Annotated in this window: 22 protein-coding genes; 14 read left to right on the forward strand and 8 right to left on the reverse strand. The window is 34.5% G+C overall.

What is annotated here, in order from left to right; genetic code table 11:
* Nucleotides 1-61 precede the first annotated feature (61 nt).
* From KKI44_RS11520 to KKI44_RS11560, 9 genes are all read left to right on the forward strand, one after another.
* Nucleotides 62-586 carry a YceD family protein gene (locus KKI44_RS11520; RefSeq protein ID WP_214587416.1) on the forward strand — a complete coding sequence of 175 codons (525 nt, stop codon included), beginning with the start codon at nt 62-64 and terminating at the stop codon, nt 584-586.
* A 59-nt stretch (nt 587-645) separates the two neighbouring features.
* A complete protein-coding gene (gene rpmF, locus KKI44_RS11525; protein WP_076390581.1) occupies nt 646-849 on the forward strand; it encodes a 50S ribosomal protein L32 in 204 nt (67 codons plus the stop codon).
* 127 nt (nt 850-976) lie between these two features.
* Nucleotides 977-1462: an acetyl-CoA carboxylase biotin carboxyl carrier protein gene (gene accB, locus KKI44_RS11530; protein WP_116098646.1), complete on the forward strand. Its 486-nt coding sequence runs from the start codon at nt 977-979 to the stop codon at nt 1460-1462.
* Between the two features lie 93 nt (nt 1463-1555).
* Nucleotides 1556-2911 (forward strand): acetyl-CoA carboxylase biotin carboxylase subunit, encoded by a 1356-nt coding sequence (accC, locus tag KKI44_RS11535; protein ID WP_214587417.1) that lies wholly within the window; start codon nt 1556-1558, stop codon nt 2909-2911.
* Between the two features lie 225 nt (nt 2912-3136).
* Entirely contained in the window at nt 3137-4378 is a 1242-nt protein-coding gene (rocD, locus tag KKI44_RS11540) for an ornithine--oxo-acid transaminase (RefSeq protein WP_214587418.1), read from the forward strand.
* A 7-nt stretch (nt 4379-4385) separates the two neighbouring features.
* Nucleotides 4386-5183: a DUF5672 family protein gene (locus KKI44_RS11545; protein ID WP_214587419.1), complete on the forward strand. Its 798-nt coding sequence runs from the start codon at nt 4386-4388 to the stop codon at nt 5181-5183.
* 3 nt (nt 5184-5186) lie between these two features.
* A complete protein-coding gene (locus KKI44_RS11550; protein ID WP_214587420.1) occupies nt 5187-6179 on the forward strand; it encodes a hypothetical protein in 993 nt (330 codons plus the stop codon).
* 11 nt (nt 6180-6190) lie between these two features.
* Nucleotides 6191-7156, forward strand: a complete 966-nt coding sequence (locus KKI44_RS11555) for a glycosyltransferase family 2 protein (RefSeq protein WP_214587421.1) — start codon at nt 6191-6193, stop codon at nt 7154-7156.
* Between the two features lies 1 nt (nt 7157).
* On the forward strand, nt 7158-8450 hold the full coding sequence (locus KKI44_RS11560) for a glycosyltransferase (RefSeq protein WP_214587422.1): 1293 nt from the start codon (nt 7158-7160) through the stop codon (nt 8448-8450).
* Nucleotide 8451: 1 nt separating this feature from the next.
* Here the strand turns inward: KKI44_RS11560 and KKI44_RS11565 are convergent, their stop codons facing one another.
* The 4 genes from KKI44_RS11565 to KKI44_RS11580 are packed head-to-tail and all read right to left on the reverse strand — an operon-like array spanning nt 8452 to nt 11595.
* On the reverse strand, nt 8452-9108 hold the full coding sequence (locus KKI44_RS11565) for a glycosyltransferase (RefSeq protein WP_214587423.1): 657 nt from the start codon (nt 9106-9108) through the stop codon (nt 8452-8454).
* Nucleotides 9108-10289, reverse strand: a complete 1182-nt coding sequence (locus KKI44_RS11570) for a glycosyltransferase family 2 protein (protein WP_214587424.1) — start codon at nt 10287-10289, stop codon at nt 9108-9110. The genes KKI44_RS11565 and KKI44_RS11570 overlap by 1 nt, the downstream gene beginning before the upstream one ends.
* Before the next feature lie 9 nt (nt 10290-10298).
* A complete protein-coding gene (locus KKI44_RS11575) occupies nt 10299-10643 on the reverse strand; it encodes a phosphomannose isomerase type II C-terminal cupin domain (protein WP_214587425.1) in 345 nt (114 codons plus the stop codon).
* Nucleotides 10644-10659: 16 nt separating this feature from the next.
* Nucleotides 10660-11595, reverse strand: a complete 936-nt coding sequence (locus tag KKI44_RS11580; protein WP_214587426.1) for a glycosyl transferase family 90 — start codon at nt 11593-11595, stop codon at nt 10660-10662.
* A 185-nt stretch (nt 11596-11780) separates the two neighbouring features.
* Here KKI44_RS11580 and gltX point away from each other — a divergent pair, with 185 nt between their 5' ends.
* On the forward strand, nt 11781-13286 hold the full coding sequence (gltX, locus tag KKI44_RS11585) for a glutamate--tRNA ligase (protein WP_214587427.1): 1506 nt from the start codon (nt 11781-11783) through the stop codon (nt 13284-13286).
* A gap of 47 nt (nt 13287-13333) precedes the next feature.
* Complete coding sequence (locus tag KKI44_RS11590; protein ID WP_076390571.1) at nt 13334-14290, forward strand: acetyl-CoA carboxylase carboxyltransferase subunit alpha; 957 nt, start codon at nt 13334-13336, stop codon at nt 14288-14290.
* A 160-nt stretch (nt 14291-14450) separates the two neighbouring features.
* Here the strand turns inward: KKI44_RS11590 and KKI44_RS11595 are convergent, their stop codons facing one another.
* Genes KKI44_RS11595 through KKI44_RS11605 form a run of 3 tightly spaced genes read right to left on the reverse strand, consistent with a single transcriptional unit; the run spans nt 14451 to nt 17331 of the window.
* Complete coding sequence (locus tag KKI44_RS11595) at nt 14451-15431, reverse strand: hypothetical protein (protein ID WP_214587428.1); 981 nt, start codon at nt 15429-15431, stop codon at nt 14451-14453.
* 37 nt (nt 15432-15468) lie between these two features.
* A complete protein-coding gene (locus KKI44_RS11600) occupies nt 15469-16059 on the reverse strand; it encodes a DUF6705 family protein (protein ID WP_214587429.1) in 591 nt (196 codons plus the stop codon).
* A gap of 12 nt (nt 16060-16071) precedes the next feature.
* Nucleotides 16072-17331, reverse strand: coding sequence for a hypothetical protein (locus KKI44_RS11605; RefSeq protein ID WP_214587430.1), 1260 nt, complete (start codon nt 17329-17331; stop codon nt 16072-16074).
* A 173-nt stretch (nt 17332-17504) separates the two neighbouring features.
* Here KKI44_RS11605 and KKI44_RS11610 point away from each other — a divergent pair, with 173 nt between their 5' ends.
* A complete protein-coding gene (locus KKI44_RS11610; protein WP_214587431.1) occupies nt 17505-17897 on the forward strand; it encodes a helix-turn-helix domain-containing protein in 393 nt (130 codons plus the stop codon).
* A 58-nt stretch (nt 17898-17955) separates the two neighbouring features.
* Here KKI44_RS11610 and KKI44_RS11615 read toward each other — a convergent pair whose 3' ends face one another.
* The gene (locus KKI44_RS11615) at nt 17956-18654 is read right to left on the reverse strand and encodes a DUF6759 domain-containing protein (RefSeq protein ID WP_214587432.1); all 699 of its coding nucleotides are present in this window, start codon (nt 18652-18654) and stop codon (nt 17956-17958) included.
* A gap of 145 nt (nt 18655-18799) precedes the next feature.
* Between KKI44_RS11615 and tsf the strand changes: the two genes are divergently transcribed.
* Together tsf and KKI44_RS11625 are read left to right on the forward strand one after the other, a co-directional pair.
* A complete protein-coding gene (tsf, locus tag KKI44_RS11620; RefSeq protein ID WP_116100114.1) occupies nt 18800-19624 on the forward strand; it encodes a translation elongation factor Ts in 825 nt (274 codons plus the stop codon).
* A 193-nt stretch (nt 19625-19817) separates the two neighbouring features.
* Nucleotides 19818-24656, forward strand: coding sequence for a gliding motility-associated C-terminal domain-containing protein (locus tag KKI44_RS11625; RefSeq protein ID WP_214587433.1), 4839 nt, complete (start codon nt 19818-19820; stop codon nt 24654-24656).
* Nucleotides 24657-24776 lie beyond the last annotated feature (120 nt).

Below are 24776 nucleotides of genomic sequence, written 5' to 3' on the forward strand. Positions count from 1 at the left end.
ATTTGTTAGAAATTTTATTTGTTATTATAAAAAAATTGCATATTTTTGCACACTCCATTTTATGGACAAGTTAAGAAACTATGACGTAAGCTTTTCCGGGTTAAAAACCGGCAAGCACGAGTTCAGGTTTGAGATAGATAAAGAGTTCTTTCAATTATTTGACACTGAACAGGAATTTACAGATCCTAAAATTACAGTGGATGTTTTATTAGACAAGCATTCTACTTTTTTAGAATTTGAGATCAAGGTAAAGGGAACAGTAGAACTGGTTTGTGATATTTCGAATGAAAATTTCGATCATCCTATCGAAAACCAGATCAAAGTTTTGGTAAAGTTTGGCGAAGAGTATGATGACAGTGAAGAAGACGTAATCACCATTCCGACTTCAGATCATGCATTTAACATCGCACAACTGATTTACGAAAACGTAGCCCTTTCTATTCCGATGAAAAAGATTTCTCCGAATGTAAGTGATGATGATCTTGCCATTCTGGAAAAGTTCAGTCCAAAAGAAAGTCAGGAAGAGGAAGAACATGAAAGCGATCCGAGATGGGACGCACTGAAAAATTTGAAGAATAAAAATTAAATAGTTTAATGATGAGATGATGAATCTCATCGCTCATCAATTAAAAAAGTTATTACAAAATGGCACATCCAAAGAGAAGACAGTCGTCTACAAGAAGAGATAAGAGAAGAACTCACTACAAAGCTGTAGTTCCTCAATTAGCTAAAGATGCAACAACAGGAGAGCTTCACCTATACCACAGAGCTCACTGGCATGAAGGAAAACTTTACTACAGAGGTAAAGTAGTATTGGAAAAAGAAGTAGCATCTACTGAAGAAAACTAAGAGTCGCTTTTCCTCGAAAAACACTCATTTTAATACAAAAACCGCCCAATTTTGATAAAATTTGGCGGTTTTTTGTTGTTTTTTATGTTTTTTTGGTATCTTTGGAACAAAATCAAATATCAATTTTATGGACATTAAAGACATCCAAAATCTTATCAAGTTTGTATCTAAGGCAGAAGTTTCTGAAGTAAAATACAAAACTAAAGATTTCGAAATCACTATTAAAACTCCATTGGCTGGAAGCGAAGTTGCTTATGCTCAACCTGCGGTTTACCACACAGCTCCTCAACAAGTAGCGGCTGCTCCTGCACCTGCTGCAACTCCTGCTGCTGCACCTGCTGCAAGTACAGAAGCTGCATCTGATGACAGCAAATACGTGACCATTAAGTCTCCAATGATCGGAACTTTCTACAGAAAGCCATCTCCGGACAAAGACGTGTTCGTAAATGTTGGTGATGAGGTTTCTAACGGAAAAGTTGTTTGCGTTATCGAGGCAATGAAGTTATTCAACCAGATCGAATCTGAGGTAAGCGGAAAAATCGTTAAAATTTTAGTAGACGATGCAACTCCTGTAGAATACGACCAACCTTTATTCTTAGTAGATCCATCTTAAGGAATTTTAGATTACAGATTATAAATTTTAGATGAATCCTTTTCATTTAAAATAATTTAAAATTCAAAATTTATAATTTAAAATTTCGGAGAGATGTTCAAAAAAATATTAATAGCCAATCGTGGCGAAATTGCAATGCGTATTTTACGTACTTGTAAAGAAATGGGAATCAAGACCGTTGCGGTATATTCTACTGCAGATAAAGACAGTCTTCACGTAAGATTTGCTGATGAAGCGGTTTGTATTGGTCCTGCAATGAGCAAAGATTCCTATCTTAAAATCCCTAACATTATTGCTGCTGCGGAAATTACCAATGCAGACGCAATTCACCCAGGTTACGGTTTCTTATCTGAAAACGCTAACTTCTCCAGAATCTGTCAAAAGAACGGTATTAAATTCATCGGTGCGACTCCTGAACAAATTGAAAAAATGGGAGACAAAGCAAACGCTAAGGCAACCATGAAAGCTGCAGGGGTACCTTGCGTACCGGGTTCTGACGGTTTGATCGAGTCTTATGAAATCGCTGCTAAAACTGCTGAGGAAATTGGTTATCCGGTGATGATCAAAGCAACTGCAGGTGGTGGCGGAAAAGGGATGAGAGCCGTTTGGAAAGCGGAAGACCTTAAAGACCACTGGGAATCTGCGATTCAGGAAGCTGTAGCGGCATTCGGAAACGGAGGAATGTACATGGAAAAACTGATCGAAGAGCCAAGACATATCGAAATTCAGGTTGCGGGAGACCAGTTTGGTAAAGCTTGTCACCTTTCTGAAAGAGACTGTTCGGTTCAGAGAAGAAATCAGAAACTTACGGAAGAAACTCCTTCTCCTTTCATGACGGACGAACTTCGTGAAAAAATGGGAGAAGCTGCTGTAAAAGCTGCAGAATTCATTGGATATGAAGGTGTAGGAACTATAGAATTCCTTGTAGACAAGCACAGAAATTTCTATTTCATGGAAATGAATACAAGAATTCAGGTAGAGCACCCTATCACTGAACAGGTTATCGATTATGACCTGATCAGAGAACAGATTCTTCTGGCTGCAGGAACTCCGATTTCAGGAATCAATTATTATCCGAAATTACACTCAATTGAGTGCAGAATTAATGCGGAAGATCCTTACATGGATTTCAGACCTTCTCCGGGGAAAATCACAGGATTAAATATTCCTGGAGGACACGGAGTAAGAGTGGATACGCACGTTTATTCAGGATATACAATTCCTTCTAACTATGATTCTATGATTGCAAAACTAATCACAACGGCTCAGACGCGTGAAGAAGCTATTGCAAAAATGAGAAGAGCACTGGAGGAATTTTATATTGAGGGTGTAAAAACAACAATTCCTTTCCACAGACAACTGATGGATAATGAGGATTACCTTTCAGGAAACTATACTACAAAATTCATGGAGGATTTTGTGATGGACAGAAAATATGATAATCACTAAGATTGATTATTTAAAATATTTGAACCGCCTCATTTTTGGGGCGGTTTTTTATTAAAATCAAAACGAAAAGATATTTAAACTGTAATTGACAAGTGATTGGAATAATAATTTCCAAAACAATCTGTTCTGTCATTAAAATGTACTTTTCCCACGAAATTTTTCAGTAGAAGATTTCTGTTTATTCATATCAATTATAATGTTTAAATTTGTACAAAACCTAAATTTATGTCAACAGTAGAAACAGTAAAAGACTCACAATATTTCATTGATCTTGAAGACCGACACGGAGCCCATAACTACCACCCTCTTCCGGTTGTTTTAGATAAGGGAGAAGGTGTTTTTGTCTGGGATGTGGAAGGAAAGAAATACTACGATTTCCTTTCTGCCTATTCTGCTGTGAACCAAGGTCATTCTCATCCGAAAATTGTAGGAGCTTTAGTTGAGCAGGCTCAGAAACTGGCTTTAACGTCAAGAGCTTTTTACAATTCGAAATTGGGGGAATACGAAAAAAAGATTACTACCCTATTTGGTTTTGATAAAGTTTTACCGATGAATTCCGGTGCTGAAGCAGTGGAAACGGCGGTAAAATTAGCCAGAAAATGGAGTTATGAAGTAAAAGGGATTTCTGAAAATGCTGCAAAAATTGTAGTTTGTGAAAATAATTTTCATGGAAGAACCACAACGATTGTTTCGTTCTCTAATGATCCTGATGCGAACCAGAATTACGGCCCGTTTACTCCAGGATTTATTAAAATTCCTTACAACGACCTTGAAGCTTTAGAAGAAGTTTTGAACAGAGAAGCAGGAAATATTGCTGCATTTTTGGTAGAGCCTATTCAGGGTGAAGCAGGAGTATATGTTCCGAATGACGGATTTTTAAAGAATGCTTCTGAATTGTGTAAAAAGCATAATGTTCTTTTTATTGCCGATGAAGTTCAGACAGGAATTGCAAGAACAGGGAGGTTAATCGCATGTCATCACGAAGATGTACAACCTGATATTTTAATTTTAGGAAAAGCTCTTTCCGGCGGAATGTATCCTGTTTCAGCAGTTTTAGCAGATAATGAGATCATGAATGTGATTAAACCGGGACAGCACGGCTCTACGTTTGGAGGAAACCCAATTGCTTGTGCAGTTGCTGTTGCCGCTTTAGATGTTGTTGAAGAAGAAAAGCTTTCTGAAAGAGCGGAAGAACTGGGAAAATTATTCCGTTCCGAAGTTGAAAAGATTATTGAAAAAACAGACCTCATTACAAAGATTAGAGGAAAAGGGTTGCTGAATGCCATTTTAATTAACGATACTCCGGAAAGTTCCACGGCATGGAATCTTTGTCTGAAGCTAAAAGAAAACGGACTTCTTGCAAAACCAACTCACGGAAATATCATCCGTTTGGCACCGCCTTTGGTGATCACAGAAGAGCAATTGCTGGATTGTGTGAAAATTATTGAAAAAACTATTTTAGAATAGACCTATTTTGGTAGAAATTATTATTCCGATATACAAAAAAACACCTGATGCAGACGATCTGATTTCGATAAATCAGGCATTTCATGTTTTAAAAAATCACAAAATTACCTTTATTCATCCCAAAAGTTTGGATGTGAGCAATTATGAAATGTTCACTTCCAGATTTTTGGCGTTTGACGATGTTTATTTTAAAAACATCCATGGCTACAACCGTCTTATGCTGAGTGTAGATTTCTACAACAGCTTTTCGGAAAAATATTTACTGATTTACCAGACTGACTGTTTCGTGTTTAAAGACGAGCTTCTGGATTGGTGCAGGAAAGACTTTGATTATATCGGTGCTCCCTGGATCAGAAGTTCTGAGAAGATACCATTGCTTAAGCTTATTTCGGACAGAGGTTTGGCAAAATTAAAAGCTTTCATCAATTTTAAAGGCAACTCAAAATGGCAGAAAGATAAATCTCTGTTGTACAATAAGGTAGGAAACGGTGGATTATCTTTAAGAAAGAGAGAAAAATTTATCGAAACTTTACAAAAGCTTTCTGAAGCTAAAGAAGTATATCTGAGGGAAGAAAATTCATGTGAATTTTATGCTGAAGATGGTTTTTTCAGCATAGAGCCGGAAAGAAATGGAATTAATTTTTCTAAACCAGACTATAAAGAAGCGTGTGGATTTTCTATTGAAAACAAGCAGCAGAAAGCACTGAAGATCAATAACGGCAGGCTTCCTTTTGGCTGCCACCGATGGAATAAAGAACGAGAATTCTGGAAACCTTACTTCTCTAAAGCAGGATATTCTATATAAAGCATGAATAACTTCAATGATAAAAGCATCATATTAGCAGTTCCGGATCATTTCGGACTTCCTCAGGTTTTTAAAGAAAATCTTGAGTTTTTGGGCTTTACAGTCTATCTGGTGAAGCACGATAATTCCAAGATCAAACTTAAAACCAAAGATTCTCTTATTCATCTTTATAAAAAAACGTTTAGTAAGAATAAAACTCATAAAGCCATAATCACCGCACTGGAAAAAGAAAGTCCACAAATTACTTTTCTTGACGGAATTGAATCTGCAGATTATGCTTTGGTAGTAAGACCTGATCTTTTCAGTGAAAATGTGCTTCAAAAAATCAAATCTAAAAGCAATCATACCGTTGGTTATCAATGGGATGGAATGAAGCGATTTCCGTTGGCTGAAAATATGATTCCTTATTTTAATCGTTTTTTTGTTTTTGACAGTAACGATGTAAAAAAGTATCCTAATGTACAACCTATTAATAATTTTTACTTCGATTACCTGCATCCGAAAAAAGAAATTAAACAGGATATCTTTTTTGTAGGAACTTTTATGAAAGACCGTATTAATGAATTACTGCAGCTATCTTTAATTTTTAAAAAGATTGGTCTTAAAAGCAGCATTAATATCATATGCAGCAAATCAAAGTATTATAAAAAGTATAGTGACTTTCCTGTCCATTTCACAAAATCAGGGATGGATTTTAAAGACAGTATCCTGAACACGCAGCAATCCAACGTGATATTAGATTTTCAGAATTCCATGCACAACGGAGTTTCATTCAGGGTTTTTGAAGCGGTCGGTTATCAGAAAAAACTGATTACCAACAATCCTTTGGTGAAAAATTATGATTTTTATAATCCTAATAATATCTTTGTATTCTCGAATGAAAACATTCATGAGGCAGAACATTTTTTAAAACAGGATTTCGTGGAACTTCCCAGTGAAATAAGAGAAAAATATTCTTTCACTGAGTGGATAAAGCATATTCTGAATAGTAATTAAAAAAGATTTATTTGAAAACTTCTGTAGCGGTTTGTACCTATAACGGTGAAAAATTTTTACAACAACAAATTGATTCTATTCTGAATCAGACTCATCCTGTCGATGAAATCATCGTATGCGATGACGGATCGGCTGATGCTACAGTAGAAATACTAAATTCTTACAAAGAAAAATATCCCGAACTATTTCAAATTCATATCAACGAAAAAAATTTAAGAAGTGTAAAAAACTTTGAAAAAGCAATTTCTTTGTGCACCCATGAAATTATCTTTCTTAGCGATCAGGACGATATCTGGGTTGAGAATAAAGTCGAAAAATATCTGAACTATTTTGAAACTCATCCTGAAATAGAAGTCATTGCTTCTAATGGTTTTGGGATTGATGAATATGGAAAAAAGATTGACGCCTATTCTTTATGGGATATTCCTTATTTTTTACAGGAGCATAACATTCTAATAAGTTATTTTGACATTATAACAAAAATTTCTAATATTGCGACTGGTGCAACAATGGCTTTAAAAAGAGAGTTTTTTCAAAGATGTGTACCTTTTCCTGTCATAGAAAATTATCATCATGATGAGTGGTTAGCAACTTGTGCTGCATATGAAAACTCTTTTGTAATCTTACATGAAAAACTTTTTTATTACAGAATACATGTCAATCAACAAGTTGGAAATGTTTTCATAGAAAAGTCCGAGAAAAAAAAGAAAATGCTACTAAAGCCTTATGAAGTATTAATTGGAAAAAAATCTTTTTCAGCTTACAAAAAAATTTTAAAAAGATTGGCAGAAGCTCATGTAAAAAATTTATATCTTTCCAAACAACCAACATTTTTAAAAGAAATTTTTGAAGAAAACACCAAAAAAATTGAATTAGAGTACACACGCTATAAAGAAGAATTTAGAAAGGATTATCCCATCAGTTACTCAATTTTGAATTCTCTTGATTCTTTAACTCAAAAAAGAAAAATCAACTAAAATGAGTAAAAATATTGGTATAAATATTTCTGGATACATAAACAAAGTTTTAGGACTCGGAACAGCTGTAAGAGCAAACATAAACGCTATAAAATCTGCAAAAATTCCTTTTGTAGTAAATGATTTTAATTTGATCATGCCGGAGACAACTCGTGAGATCAATTTTCACCAAATTATTTCTGAAGAAAATCCTTTTGAGATAAATCTGATCCAGATAAATCCAGATAATCTTTCCAATACTTTAAAAACGGTAAGTCCAAACTATTTTAAGAATAAATACAATATTGCTTTCTGGGCATGGGAATTAGAAAATTTCCCTGAGGAGTTTATAACTTATTTTGACTTATTTAATGAAATTTGGGTTCCGAGTAACTTTTGTGCAGAAGCTATAGCAAAAGTTTCGCCTTGCCCTGTCATTAAAATTATGCATTCTATAGAAATTAAAGATACTCCTTATAAAAGAAAAGACTTTGCTCTACCTGACAATAAATTCATATTTATGACAATGTTTGATTATCATAGTTCTATCAAAAGAAAAAATCCGATAGCAACTATAGATGCTTATGAAAAAGCTTTTGGGCTAAATGATCATAAAACATTATTGATAATTAAAACGTCAATAAGCAAAGAATTCCCTGAAGATAAAAAATTGATTACTGATAGAATTATAGATAATAAAAGTATTATCTTAATCGAAGAAATTTTTGAAAATGAAAAGCTTTATAGTCTTATTAATTGTTGCGATTGTTTCGTTTCTTTACATCGTTCCGAGGGATTTGGGCTAACAATGGCAGAAGCTATGTACTTGGGAAAACCCGTTATTGCAACTGCCTATTCTGCTAATATAGAATTTATGAATATCAATAATTATTTTCCTGTAAAATATAATTTAATAAAAACTGGAAATGAATATTATTTCAGTTCCGATAAAGATTTTTGGGCAGATGCAGATATTGATGATGCCTCTCAACAAATGTCAATTGTATTTAATAACAGAGAATTAGCCCTAAGTATTGCACAAAACGGTCAAAATTATGTAAAGGAATTTTTATCACCAAAAGCTATTGGCGATAAAATAAAACATCGAGTTGAAATCATCCAAAATAATCTTATGATGATAAATTCGACTAATGAAGAAACAAAGGAGAAAATACTTTTAAGACAGGAAAACAAATCATTAAAAGAAAAACTTGATAAAATAAGGAGCCTGAAATGTGTACAACTAAAAATTAAGTTTAAAAATTTTCAAAATAAAATAAGTGGAAAAAATAAAAAATATTTTTGGGAGGACTAAATTAATCCAATTCTAAATTATTGTAAAATTCATTCTGCGTTTTCTGTTTTTCAAAACTCTTATAATGAATTAGACAAAAATTATAATCCTTAGGCATCTCTGCGATCTTTTTATATCCGTAAAAAACTTCATGAACTTTGTTCTTCCAGAATATCTTCTTATTATTTTTTAAAATTCTCGATTGATAATCTGGAAAATTAATATATCCTTTATTATTTATATCCCATTTCATTTTTTGGATATAATCCGCTGTAATACCGTCCACAATATTTATTCTCGGCACATAGAAACAATCTATATTGCTTTTATTACGTAAATAATCTTTAAGATTTTTTATAAGATATTCCGTAGGATACTCATCTGCATCTATTTGAAATAAATATTTCTTTTTGGCAGCCTTTATAAGGTTATTTTTAAATGAAGCGAAATCGCCATCAAGACAAGCTTCAATTCTTATAATTTTTTCTCCGTATTTATCTAAAATAGCGGTAACCTTTTCATCTTTTCTTGTAATATCCTGCAAAACTATGACCTCGTCTTTTTTATCAATCAGAGGGAGTAAAATATCCAATAGTCTTGTAATCTCTTCAGCTTCATTATTTACAGTAATCGCATAGGAGATAGCAGGCAGGGGTAATATTTTTCTTAGCAGTTTCATTAAATTTCAAGGTTTTTAAAGATCATCGATTTTTCTATACCTTGTGGTTTGTTAAAGAATATTAAAGGACGATAGGGTTTTATAATTTTCAAAAACGATTTAATAAAAATACTGGGGTTTAGATAATTTTTCTTATTTTCTTTGATAATAGAAGAAAGATCTAAAATTGTGTTGAGTGTTTTGCCATTAAAAGACTGCCCATCAACAAAAATCATAACATCATGATGTTGAATTTTTGTGTGCGGTTTTACTCTCTCTTTCAGATCAAATTTTGTTAAATTTTGCTCTTTTTCAATATATTCGTCATAAGAAAAATCCACATAAATAGTATTTGCATAAGGTTCTAATTCATACAATTGTGCGAAATTCCCTTTTTTTAAAATTATACCTATGTCATATTTCGTAGAAATTTCTGAACTGCTTTTACTGCCCCATTTTCTGATAAAATTTCTTTTAGATCTTTGTTCAATTGCTTCTGTTTTACTTTTGTACTCTTCAGAAAATCTTGAAGTTTTACTTACAAAATGATAAACCAAAGCATTGTGTAACTGAACAGTTCTTAAACCCAATAATTTTAAACGTATAATTAAATCATCATCTTCACAGAACATCGGATTAAAGAGGTTATCTAATCCTCCGATTTCTAACAATGTTGATCTTTTAGCACATAAAAAGAAAGAAATATGGTTTGTAGGAGTAGTTAAATTATTCGAAGCAGTGAGATAACTTTCTTCAAAATCGAAAAATTTTTGCGCATCAAATGTTTCAATAGCTTCCCCAAAATCCTGATTTAATTTCCAATCACGGAAATCTCCTGTAAAAATTGGTGGCTCTATGACTTTATAAAAATTTATTTCATTTTCTAATAAGCCTTTCTCAAGATTATTTAGAAAATACTTTCCTAAAACCATATCATTATGCAAAAAACAAACATATTCTCCAGTTGAAAGCTTGGTCGCTTTATTATAAGTATCAGACAATGTCTTACTTTCATCAGAGTAAAAATATTTTAGATTTTGGTCTTGAAGTTGATCTAACCATTCGTGCGTTCCGTCTGTGCTTCCAAAGCTAACAAAAACTATTTCCACATTTGGATATATTTTCCTTACGTTTTCGTAAAAAAAAATGGTATACTTCAGATTATTTTTCAGGCCAATTAAGAAAGATACTTCTTTTTTCATTCGGCAAGTTTAGTCTCTGTGATATTCATCCTCAAGCCTCACAATATCGTCCTCGCCGAAATACGTTCCGGTCTGTACCTCAATAAATACAACCGGCTTATCCGAAAGGTTCATTATTCTGTGTTTGGCGCCAAGAGGTATAAAAATACTTTCACCGTAAGATAAACTGATCTCCTTATCATCCAGAACGATGGTAGCATCACCTTCAATGATTGTCCATTGTTCCTGTCTTTTGTGATGATACTGGTAAGATAATTTCTGTCCCGGATTTACTTCTATTCTTTTCAGCTTATAATGTGGCTCATCCGCTAAAACATAATATTTTCCCCAAGGTCTTTCTCCGATTTCTAGCATATCTTTCTAATAATTTTTAGCGAATGTAGTTAAAATATTTTTTCAATACCAAAAGTGATATTAAATTTTCAACATTTTTATCATTAAACTGCGCTCTGTATTCTTTGGCATTTCGTATTATTTCCAAAGCTTCATTTTCATGATCGATATAATATTGGAGCTTTTCCTCAAAATTTTCATAATTCTCATCTATCCCGATAAAATGTACATCCGGTTTTAAAGTTCCTTCCATATACCATGTTTCCATTTTTAAAGGAGGAGAAACAGCAATGGAATTCGAAGACATGATCCACTTTAAATTTGTCGCAACATCATTTCCTTCAAGACTCAGAATAAATTTATTCTTCAGATGTTCCCCGATCGAAATCTTAGGTTTTATCCATTCCTGATTTCCGTTTTTGTTTACCTGTCCCAGATCACAAAGCGGATTGTGAAAATATTTTTCATAAAATCTTTTTCGGTGTTCCTGATGAACTGCCGCTCTTCCGATCATGATATTTTTCTTTTCAGAAAAATTAAGATTATCCTTTACTGATACGAAATGTCTTGCTTTGTCCAGATTCAGTAAAATATTGTTTTCATTATTTCCGTGAATAGGACGGCTTTTCGTTATTTTGGGAAAATCAAGGATGGTATTGACATCACCAAATGCAAAATCAATCTTTAAATCTTTCGGAAAATATCTTGCATACTCATAGGTATCAAAATAATAGGCTTTCGGAGTTTTGGGCTTCAAAAGATCTGCAATCGTAGTTCCGGAATGATTTACCAGAGTTTCAACGGAAATTTTATTGTAATAGTCTACTCTTTTTTCAACAGTTTTAAGCTGTTCTTTGGAGACTGTTTTATGGAGATCATCAATTTTTTTTTCAAAAGATTGTACAGGAAATAATCCTCGTGCAAATCCCTTAATATAAAAAGATAACTTATTCTGTTTTTTAACTTGTGCCATGGTGAATTTAAAACTCCACAAAAATACAGCATTATATCTGTTATTTTTCGAAAAGGAAATTATTTTAATTGATTTTTATTATCCTAAAATTAAATCATTCAAATACATGATTAAAATTACTTTATCGCAAATAAATGTACCTTTTTATATTAGTTTAAGTAAATTTGCAAAAATTTTTATTTAAAATGGACAAAGTAAGAGTACGTTTTGCTCCAAGTCCTACGGGACCTTTACATTTAGGAGGCGTAAGAACCGCATTATACGATTATCTTTTTGCTAAAAACCAAGGAGGTGAATTTGTATTGAGAATTGAAGATACAGATACCGCAAGATACGTTGAAGGAGCAGAAGAATACATTGAAGAAGCCCTTGAATGGTGTGGAATTATTGCCGACGAAAGCCCGAAAAAAGGAGGTAAATTTGCACCTTACAGACAATCTGAAAGAAGAGACATTTATGACAGATATACAGAGCAGATCTTAAAAACAGATTATGCTTATATCGCTTTTGATACCGCTGAAGAATTGGACGAGATCCGTGCTGAATATGAGGCAAGAGGAGAAGTTTTTTCTTATGACAATAAATCCAGAAACCGTTTGAGAAACAGCATTGCACTTTCTGAAGAGGAAGTTCAGAAATTGCTGGATGAAAAAACGCCGTATGTAGTGAGATTCAAAATGCCAATCGACAGGACATTAAATCTTGTAGACATCATCAGAGGAAATTCATCTGTGAACACCAATACTTTAGATGACAAAGTTTTGGTAAAAAACGACGGAATGCCGACTTATCATTTCGCCAACATCATCGATGACCACGAAATGAAAATTTCTCACGTTATCCGTGGTGAAGAATGGCTGCCTTCTCTGGGACTGCATACTTTATTATATGAAGCAATGGGTTGGGAAGCGCCTCAGTTTGCCCATCTTTCTTTGATTTTAAAGCCTGAAGGAAAAGGAAAATTAAGCAAAAGAGATGGCGATAAATTCGGGTTTCCTGTCTTTCCTTTGAATTTTACAGATCCTGCAACAGGAAATGTTTCCAAAGGATACAGAGAAAGCGGATATCTTCCTGAAGCATTTATCAATATGGTTGCGCTTTTAGGCTGGTCTCCTGCAGACGATAAAGAAATTTTATCTCTGGATGAAATGGCAAAAGAATTTGATCTGAATAAAGTTCATAAAGCCGGGGCAAGATTCAGCAAAGAAAAAGCAGAATGGTTCAATCATCAGTACATCCAGAAAACTTCGGATGATGAATTATTGAATATTCTTAAAAATTCAGATTTAAATTTAACATTGTCAGACGACAAACTGTTAAAAGTGATTAAGCTGATGAAGGAAAGAGCTACTTTCCCGAAAGACATCTATGAAAACGGAAAGTTTTTCTTCGAAGCCCCCACTTCTTATGACGAAAAAGCATCTAAAAAAGCCTGGAATGATGAAACTTCGGCAATTTTAGGGGAATTGGCTTCAAATCTTGAAGGAGCTGCTTTTAATGCTGAAAATCTTAAGCAAACGGTTCATGATTTCGCGGAAAATAAAGGTCTGGGAATGGGTAAAGTGATGATGCCTTTACGTTTATCGTTGGTAGGAGAACTGAAAGGACCAGATGTTCCGGACATTATGGAACTTCTTGGAAAAGAGGAGACTATCTCCAGAATAAACAATGCAGTAAATAATTTTAAATAGTTTTTGATAATTTTTCATAAATTTGAAAGATTTAATTTACTTCAAGAATGGAATATTTAAGTTTCGAACTTCCTATAAAAGAATTAATGGACCAATACCAAACCTGTTCTTTAGTAGGAGAAGAAAGTGGTGTTGATGTAAAATTAGCATGTAGCCAGATCGAGGATAAAATCATAGAAAAGAAAAAAGAAATCTATGGAAATCTTACCCCTTGGCAAAGAGTACAACTTTCCCGTCATCCGGATCGTCCTTATACACTGGACTACATCCACGGAATGGTGGATAAAGGCAGTTTCTTAGAACTTCACGGAGACAGAAATTTCGCAGATGATCCTGCCATGATCGGTGGTTTAGCAACCCTGGACGGTCAGAAAGTAATGATCATCGGAACTCAGAAAGGAAGAACTACAAAAGAAAGACAGCACAGAAGATTCGGAATGCCGAATCCTGAAGGATACAGAAAAGCTTTAAGACTGATGAAGCTTGCAGAAAAATTCAGAATTCCTGTAATCACTTTGGTAGATACACCGGGAGCTTATCCTGGTCTTGAAGCAGAAGAAAGAGGACAGGGAGAAGCTATTGCAAGAAATATTTTTGAAATGACGATGCTTAAGACTCCTATTTTCACCTACATTATTGGGGAAGGAGCGAGTGGCGGAGCATTAGGAATTGGTGTAGGAAACAAAGTATATATGTTGGAAAACACTTGGTATACGGTAATTGCACCGGAAAGCTGTTCATCCATCCTTTGGAGAAACTGGGATCATAAAGAAGATGCGGCAAACGCTCTGAACCTGACTCCGAAAGATGCTTTAAGAGAAAAATTCATCGACGGAATTGTGGAAGAACCTCTCGGAGGCGCGCATTACGATCCGGAAACAACGTATCTGAACCTTAAAAATTCAATATTGCAGAACATTAAAGCCTTTTCAAAATTCACTGGAAAAGAACTTGAAACCCAGAGACAGGAGAAATTCATCGCGATGGGGCAATTTAAAGGATAAAATATAAAACCGGTTAAGAAAATTTTTCTTAACCGGTTTTTATTTTTATTGTACAAAACAAAGATTAACTTTCACTATTGCTTGGTAAAGATTAAATCTTTTGTTTCTGGTAGGCAAATCAGGGGAAAGATTAGTAGTAGTATCAACTTAATAAATTTTGTTATTTATTCTTTTCAGAAATCTCTTTCCAGAGTTTTACTAAATCTTCCGCATATCTTCCCATAATAGGTATTGCCTTTCCGTTTTCTATTTTAAAGTATTTTTCAGGGAATTTGAATTTTTTCAACTGTTCAATTTGCTCATCAGATGGATTTTTAGTCGTCTTTAATACATCAAAAGTTACGGATTTATCGAAAAGAATATTTACAGGAGTAAATTGATCAGATTTATAATATGGTTCCATGTAAGTGTCTACAGGACTTGCCCATCTTCCGTTTTTTGTTTTATACACTGGAAAAAATTGATATTTAAGCTGAATTAAATCTCCACAATATTCCCCAATAAAGATTAAAACATTTTCATAATGTTGAAACATGTATTCATATTTACTATTATGATCATATGCCGTAAAAATAATTTCTTTCTCAGGATAATGATCTTCAAACTCCTGTTCGATTTTATATTCAGCCTTATATTCACTGTCCATCATTTCTCCACAATATTTAGAAGTATCTACAGAAGAAACATTTATTTTTTTTCCAATGAAAATATATAGTTTTGATGGTTTATCCTGATTACATTCTTTATTGGGTATACAAGGTGAACGCTTTAAATTCACCTTAATTTTATTTTTTACAATATCTTCAATTTTATATTTTTGGGTGGTATATTTTCTCTTATAAAAATATAACGTATCTGTAAGCTTTGCTGTTATTGTATAGTTTCCAATAGAATCAGGATATGTAAAGAGATTTTGATTATGAATCAATTCGTCATATTTATCCCAATGTTTTTCTTTAAATATTGAGTCTTTAAAAGCTCTGTCCCTAAACTTCCTTACGGTATCATTAACACTAATGGCAATACCATTTGTCCCTAATGAATCTTTAACAACACCTTTAAAAGTTACCGTTTGAGAATTATAAAAATTCATTATTAAAACTAATAGAATCAGACAGAATTTTAATAATATTGGTCTCATATATCATCTTTTGAAAAAGCCTCTGGAGAGGCTTATATTATTGTTTTGTAAAGATTAAATCTTTTGTTTCTGGTAGATAAATAGTTGTATCTGTTGCCGGCGGACATTTACTACTATCTATGATTGTGCTATTAGGAATATATTCCCATGAAAGTTGTGTAGAGTTTATTTTTTTTAAATAAATACTCCCCCAACCGACTCCACAATTAGTTCCTCCATAATAAAATAAAATTTTATTGCCGTTATCTTCTCCCCATAAACTATTAATAGTGTGTCTTATTTGTTCTGGTGAAATGTTCATATTTTGCGTATCTTGTTCAATTACATACGAACTATTTTTTATAATATATTTTACAGTAAGTATGTCTCTATAGTATTTATACTTACTTCCATTAAAGAACTTGTGATCTTCTTTAGTAATAAAGATTGTAACTATTTTGCCATTAAAATTTGTTTTCCAAGTTCCCACATATGAATCCAATTCATGGTTTATGTCCTTTAAATAAGAGTTTTGAGGTATCTCTGTATAGTCAGTTTTAAGAGGATAAATTTGTTGTGCTTTACACGAGAAAACAAAAAGTAATACAAAACATATTACTGTTGATTTTTTTTGCAATATTTTTTTCATTGTCTATCATTTTTATGAACAAGGAATATCTGATCTTGTTCCATCATTATTTTTTATTATAGTATTTATCATTCCATTATTATCAATTCTTTGCAAAGTAACTTTTCCTTCAAGATTCATATCTTTCAAAGCACTGAAAAATAATTTTTCTAAACCTGTTTGTCCGAGCGAGTTGTATAAACCATATCTTGTTTGAAAGTCCTTTTTAATTTCATCTATTTCATTTTGTGAAAAACTTGTTAAGGCATCCTGATAATTTCCATTGAAGTACATTACATAATGAAAGCCATTTGGAGCTACCATTCCTAGAAATGCATTTGAAGGATCTCCATAATTTCCTTGTGCCAATGCAAATTGAAGCAATTGTTCTATATCAGCTGGAGAAAACATTTCAGTCCCTGTAGTATGATTATGATATCCTCCCTGAAATCCTGTTTTATCACCAAAATCTACTTCATGTTTTCCTCCTACAATAAGGTTAGATGTTGTACCGTCTGCTTTAAATTTATACGCATTTTCTAAACTTCCGGTAGATTTTGTCTTCAGATCATCAATTTTCGCCTTAATTGCCGTATTATTTATAATATTTTTCGTTTTCTCGCAGGGCGTCTGGTTATTAGGATTATTCGGGTCATTATTTCCACTTCCTCCACCACCGCCGTAGTCGTAGCCTCCGCCACCGTTATCTTCCCATCCCGGACCGGAATAATCTAGAAAGTTATAACAATTGGTATAGTAGTTGGTTTCCCAATAACCTCCCGCATTAGGATTAGACTCGTTATCAGGATACCACATGGATATCGTTTTGGTTATACAAACTATCCCTTTCTGTGTGTTTGTTTTGGTGTTATCCGCTTCTGTTTTGTACCGGGTATATTTTCCGTAGATGATGTTCTGGAAAAAAGCCTCATTGGTTTCAGAATTTTCGTAACGGAAGTAAACTTTTTTATCGAACCTTGCGCAAGCCAATGTATTTACTACTTTACCATTCTCTATGATGGGAACCACCATAAAAGATTCATCATATCTTCCCATACTCATGGCATAATCCCAGTCTGGAGTTCCGGAAAATTTCTTGATGTTGTCCTCATGTTCGGAGTAAATTTTCATTACATTTTTAATGTACTTTTCATCTTCTTTCCAAAGACTTTTAGAATGGTACTCTGCAGATGCAGGATCGGAAGAAGAATAAATCTCATCGTGCACACAGGAGTGCAGAAGAAAAAGAAACACTGCCATGAAGGACAGCCACGAAATCATTTTTTTCGTCATAGTTATTTGTTGTTTTTTTAATGGGTTAAATATACTGTTTTTTTAAATTACTCTACAAATATGTGAAAAATAACACTTCCCCAAAAACCTATATTTGCATAAAATTACCCGATTATCGGGTAAAGCCTGTGATTTGAAATAATTTTCTATATTTGTTTTAAATATTTATACCGATGACAAATACCGTAGCTGAGAAAATAAAAAGATTAAGAAAATCCAAAGGGTTTTCTCAGGATGATATGGCAGATAAACTACACATTTCCCAGTCTGCCTATGCACGCATAGAAAGCGGGGAAAGCAATTCATGGGTACATCATATTGAAAAATTAAGTGAAATTTTTGAAATAAAACCTGAGAACTTTCTTACGGATGAAGCCAATAATCTTGAACAAGAAAATACAGATCAAAAAGGAGGAATGGCATTTCAATTTGTAGGCACTATTAATACTATAAATTCCTTATCAGAAAAGGTAATTGAACTCTACGAAGAACGTATAAAAGAATTAAAGGAGCAGGTAGAATTCTGGAAAGATCAGGCTGGAAACTCCAACAATCCTGTAAATTAAAAAACCGGTTAAGAAAAATTTTCTTAACCGGTTTTTTTTAGCTCTTTTCTCTATTCAATTATTCACTCAGATTCAGCTCGATCTCAATATCTTTGTTTATCTTTTTCAGGGACGAATATTTGGCATCACACACCATTGTGGTTAAAATATATTCTCCTTTTTCTACCAATAAAAAGTTTTGTCCGTTTGCCGGAACACCCAGATTATAATATTTTTTCCCATTGATCTTTACAATCAGATTACATTTAGACCTGTTTTTAATATTGATATACGCTTCCTTATCCATCGGATCATTATTAAAAAGATGGGTTAACATGGCTGCTGTCTTTTTATTCTGTTCACTTGCTCCGGAAGATTTTTTATTCGATCCGGAAACACTCGCGTAGTTTACCGTTCTTTCCGCTTTAGAAGCATTGGCTGCAATGGTTTTAGAATTGTTCAGGCTGTTGTTATCCAAAACCATCTGTTTTATTTTATCTTCACTTAAGGGTTTAATGGTTGGCTTGGCTTCAGGAGAATTTCCTGCCGTGATGATGGCAATCAGTTTTCTTTTGAAATAATCTGTTTTGGCATGTCCGGGATTTTGTTTCAGAAATCCTGCAATCACTCTTGCTTCCGCAGTGGTTTCCGCATCACTTTCTGTATAGATGATGGCAGTTTCCTTTTCTACGATGCCTTTGGATTTCGTTTTTTTCTTTTTTTGCGAAAACCCGAGAGTGAAAATGCATAGAAATATGAGGAGAAATATTTTTTTCATTAAGTAAACATTTAAAAATTTATTAAATATACAAATAACGCAAAAAGTCATTTTTTAGTTTATCATTAAAATCATTATCTTTGCATCGCTTTAAAATTAAGCTAAAAATTAATACTAATCTTAAATAAAAAAAATAATAGATATTATGTCTTATACACCAGCTGCTGCAGACGTAGCAAAATTGAGAAACCAAACAGGTGCAGGTATGATGGACTGCAAAAAAGCTTTAGTTGAAGCTGAAGGAGATTTCGAAAAAGCGGTAGATATCCTTAGAAAAAAAGGACAGAAAGTTGCTGCTAACAGAGCTGACAGAGAGTCTACTGAAGGGGCAGTAATCGCTAGAGTAAACGAAGATAACACGTTAGGTGCTATTATCTCTTTAAATTGTGAGACTGACTTCGTAGGTAAAAACGAAGCTTTCATCGAACTAGCTTATGAATTGGCTGAAATGGCAATTTTTGCTGCTTCTAAAGAAGAATTATTGGCTACAGATTTCCACGGAATCACTGTTGCTGAAAAATTAATCGAGCAAACAGGTGTTATCGGTGAAAAAATCGAGATCGGTGCATTCGAAAGAATTACAGGTCCTTACTTAGGAGCTTACATCCACGCTGGAAACAAAATCGCTGCCATCACTTCTCTTTCTGCAAAAGTAGACGGAGCAGACGAAGTTGCAAAATCTGTTTCTATGCAGGCTGCTGCGATGAACCCAATCGCTCTAGACGAAACTTCTGTTTCTCAGGAAACCATCGATAAAGAATTAGAAATCGAAAGACACAAACTTGTAGAAGAAGGTAAACCGGCAAACATTATCGATAATATCCTTAAAGGTAAAATGCAGAGATTCTACAAAGACAATACTTTGGTACACCAAGATTTCATTAAAGACAGCTCTATGTCAGTTGCTGACTATGTGAAGTCTGTAAATGCAGATCTTAAAGTAACAGGATTTATCAGAATCAGCTTATAATCTTTTTAAGATTAAAAATATTAATCCCGATGATTTTTTTCATCGGGATTTTTTTATGCCAAAAATAGCGAACCGTCTAAATATTAACGCATTATTAAATATTTAAAAATTACATTAAATGGAGTTATTTAGATAAAAATCATCATAAAAAATTGATTATTAATGCTTAGATTTGCAGCCCTTATTATTAGACATGAAAAAATTTCTACTAATCTTTTGCTCTTTTTTTTATTTAATTCTTAATGCCCAACTGGATACGGAACACTGGTTTGCGCCAATGTCGGCAAGTTCTCTTCAGGGTACTCCGGAATGCTATCTGTATTTATCCACCAATGAAACGACTCCGTTTTCTGTTCAGATTTACAACAACAATACGGTGTTTTCTACTGTTCAGGTGAGTAAAAACAATCCGGTACAAGTTACCATTCCGAACAATTATATGATTGCCTCTACTCCATCCAATCTTTTTACACAGAGATCAATGGGATTACAGGTGAAAGGTCCTAAAAAATTCTTTGCCAACTTCAGATTTGCAGTTCCCAATCAGGCAGAAATCATCACTTCTAAAGGTTTGGCAGGAATCGGGAAAAACTTTTTCGTAGGCGTTGCCCCGAATACAACCGCAAAACCTTACGTTAATTCAACCATTGGATTTATTGCAACGGAAGACAATACAACCGTAACATTATCCGGTTACAATCCGAACGTTATTTTCTCTGACGGTACTTCATCACCCTCAAGAACTTTTACCATCAATAAAGGGAAATCATATATCATTGAAGCGCAGAGTGATCTGTCCTCAAGCAATTTAACAGGATTGGTTGGTGCAAAAATTACGGCGAATAAACCTATTTCGGTAACCAACGGTAATTTCAACAGTATCTATACCACACAGAACAACAGCAATGTGGATATTCTGATGGATCAGGCTGTTCCTGTAGAAAGATTAGGAAAAACATTTGCTTTGGTAAAAGGAAACGGACCTGCCGATTCCGGAATGGAAGCTGCTTTGGTTATTGCCACGGAAAATAACACCAAACTTACCGTAAACGGTACTCTTTTAGGAAATGTCACACTGAATGCAGGACAATATTACATTGTTCAGGGAACCAGCTATATCAATCAGGGGAACGGACATTACAATATGAGTATTTCTGCCAATAATAATGTGTATGTTTATCAGCTTCTTGCAGGAACTTCAGGAAGTACGGTATATGCAACCGGCGGAATGAATTTCATCCCTCCTTTAAGCTGTTTTTTACCAAAAGAAATTAACGAAATCGGCTTTATCAATAAAATAGGAAGTAATTCTTTTGATACCAAACTTAACATCATTACCCAGACAGGAGCCAATGTAACGTTTAACGGAAGTGCCATCGGCGCGATCAGCGGACCTTATCCAGTAACGGGAAATCCGGGTTGGGTAACCTATTCTCTTCAGGGAGTTAACGGAAATATTACAGTAAATTCTACCCTTCCTGTTACGGCAGGAATTGCAGCCGGAAACGGTGCAGTAGGTTACGGCGGGTATTTTGCAGGGTTTTCATCTGTTCCGGCGATTACAAAAACCGGCGACTGCTACGCAGGAATTCTTTTACAGGTTGATAATAATTACGATTCTTATCAGTGGTTTTTAAATGGAAATCCAATTTCGGGAGCAACCTCTTTCTCAATCAATCCAGAATTGTACGGAGCAGGGGATTATACCTGTTTAATTACAAAAAACAACTGCGAAACCAGATTAACAGGAGTTTACAGCTATACTTTATGCCCTCCGATTTCCACTACAACTTACAATATCGGGTCTTGTAACACAAAAGTGATTACTCCGGCGTTTACAAACTCTACGCAGACTATCGTTCCATCGCTTACCAGTATCATTTCACCGCCAACATCGGGAACTGCTACGGTAAATCCAACAACAGGGCAAATTACTTATACCCCCAATCCTTCTGCAACGAACAGTACCGATAATTTCATTTATTACGTTCAGGGGAATGGAAATCCTTTTGATTTTGAATATTTTAAAATCATTATTAATACAAATGTTTTACAGGTAAATAACGGTTCTTTAGCATCCTGTGCAGGAACCAACGGAAACGGAACTTATAATCTGACTTCTGTAAATGTTTCTTCTGATCCGGGAACTACGATAACCTATTTTACCAATTCTAATTTAACCGGACAGATTACCAATCCTGCGAACTATTCCGGACCGGCAGGAACTGTTTACGCCAATGTGACTTCACAGTACGGCTGTTCAAAAACTGCTCAGATTACATTAGCTTTAAATGCTTTACCGAATGTTAATAATGTTTCTCTGGCTTCATGTACAGGAACAGGCGGAAACGGAACGTTCAATTTAACGGCAGCCAATGTTTCTTCTGATCCGGGAATTACGGTGACGTATTTTACGAATTCTAATTTAACAGGGCAAATTACCAACCCTGCAACCTATTCAGGTCCGGCAGGAATTATTTATGCGAATGTGACTTCTGCAAACGGATGTTCGAAAACTGCTCAGATCACTTTAACGGTAAATTCTTTACCCAACACGAATAACGCGACTTTAACGTCTTGCGCCGGAACTAATGGAAACGGAACTTTCAATTTAACTTCAGCTAACGTTTCTTCTGATCCGGGAGTTACAGTAACTTATTTTACCAATTCAAATTTAACAGGACAGATTACAAACCCTGCGAACTATTCGGGAGCTTCAGGAATTATTTATGCCAATGTAACTTCCGCAGCAGGCTGTTCAAAAGCAGCTCAGATTACTTTAACGGTAAATTCTTTGCCTAATGTTACGAACGCCACTTTATCTTCGTGCGCAGGAGCCAACGGAAACGGAACTTATAATTTAACCACAGCTAACGTTTCTTCCGATCCGGGAGTTACGGTAACCTATTTTACCAATTCTAATTTAACAGGACAGATTACAAACCCTGCGAATTATTCGGGAGCTTCCGGAATTATTTATGCCAATGTAACTTCCGCAGCAGGCTGTTCAAAAGCAGCTCAGATTACTTTAACGGTAAATCCTTTGCTTAATGTTACGAATGCCACTTTATCTTCCTGTGCAGGAACCAACGGAAACGGAACGTTCAATTTAACGGCAGCCAATGTTTCTTCTGATCCGGGAATTACGGTAACGTATTTTACGAATTCAAATTTGACGGGGCAAATTACCAATCCTGCAACCTATTCAGGTCCATCAGGAATTATTTATGCGAATGTGACTTCTGCCAACGGATGTTCGAAAACCGCTCAGATCACTTTAACGGTAAATTCTTTACCCAACACGAATAACGCGACTTTAACATCTTGTGCCGGAAACAACGGAAACGGAACTTTTAATTTAACTTCAGCTAACGTTTCTTCTGATCCGGGAGTTACAGTAACTTATTTTACCAATTCAAATTTAACAGGACAGATTACAAACCCTGCGAATTATTCGGGAGCTTCAGGAATTATTTATGCCAATGTAACTTCCGCAGCAGGCTGTTCAAAAACAGCTCAGATTACTTTAACGGTAAATCCTTTGCCTAACGTTACGAATGCCACTTTATCTTCGTGCGCAGTAACCAATGGAAACGGAACTTATAATTTAACCACAGCCAATGTTTCTTCTGATCCGGGAGTGACGGTAACTTATTTTACCAATTCTAATTTAACCGGACAGATTGCTAACCCTGCGAATTATTCAGGACCTGCAGGAATTATTTATGCAAATATTACCTCTGCGAATGGATGTTCCAGACAGGCACAGATTACTTTAACAAGCACTCCATCGCCTAATATTAACACCGCAAATTATAATGCGAGTCTTTGTGATGATAATTTTGACGGTATTGTTAACGTGAATTTTTCAACCGTTACTCCTCAGATTGTGACCAATGCTGCGAATTTTACGGTAAGATATTATTTAAGTCAGGCAGATGCAAATGCCGGAAATGGTAACACTCTGCCTGTAAACTGGACGTATACAGCAAATACTACCGTTTATGTAAGAGTAGACTCAGCGGGAGGAAGTTGTCCTCCGGCTTTCGGACAGATTAATTTTAAAATAGGAAATAAAATTACGCTGCTTACCAACGTTGTGAATATGGATGTTTGCGATAATGATCTTAACGGTTCTGAAAACGTAAATCTTAATGACTATAAAAATTTATTTACCACTAATCCTGCCATTACTTTAACTTTTCATGCCACTTTAGCGGATGCTCAGAATGGCACTAATACAATTCCTGCAAACCAGACGATTACTTCTCCAAAAACTTTCTATGTAAGATTTGTAAGCGGAACCGAATGTCCGAATACAGGAATAATTAATGTAACACTTAAATCGCCTAAAAAATCCAGTCAGCTTACTGACAAAGTGGTTTGTTCTACAGAAAAAGTGGTATTGGATCCGGGTGCGGAATTCAGTTCTTATACTTGGAGTACAGGAGCAACTACTCAGACTATTCTTGCCGGTGCGGGAACGTATTATGTAGATTTAGGTTTTAACGGATGTTTTTACCGTCAGTATGTAAATGTGACGACTTCGCAGGCTCCGACAATCACCAGCATCAACGTAACAGCTTCTAATGCAACAATAAATGTTACAGGCGGAACTCCTCCTTATCAGTACTCGTTAAACGGAATAGACTATCAGACTTCCAATACATTTATGGGGCTTTCAAGGGGAATTCATACCGTTTATGTTTTAGGAAAAGACGGTTGTTTACCTGTGGTTAAGGAGTTTTTAATTGTAAATATTATCAATGCAATTACCCCGAACGGAGACGGCATCAATGATGTTCTCAATTATTCTGATCTGAAAATAAAGCAAAACGTGTCGATTGAAATTTCAGACAGATATGGAGCTGCTGTTTATAAATCTACAGATAAAAGCTATATCTGGGACGGAAAATCAGGAGGACGACCTCTTCCGACAGGGACTTACTGGTATATTTTAAAATGGATTGAACCCGATACAAAACTTCCGGTTTCTTACTCCGGATGGATTTTAATAAAAAACAGAGAATAACTTTTTTACTTTACACTATACCACTGATCCTGATGAATTAAAATCATCAGGATTTTTTATTAATATTTAAATATCTTTTCAATTATTAAAAAAATATTAAATATTCAACAATATTCATAA

Origin of the sequence: Chryseobacterium sp. ZHDP1 (assembly GCF_018603435.1) — a bacterium.
Classification (GTDB): domain Bacteria; phylum Bacteroidota; class Bacteroidia; order Flavobacteriales; family Weeksellaceae; genus Chryseobacterium; species Chryseobacterium indicum.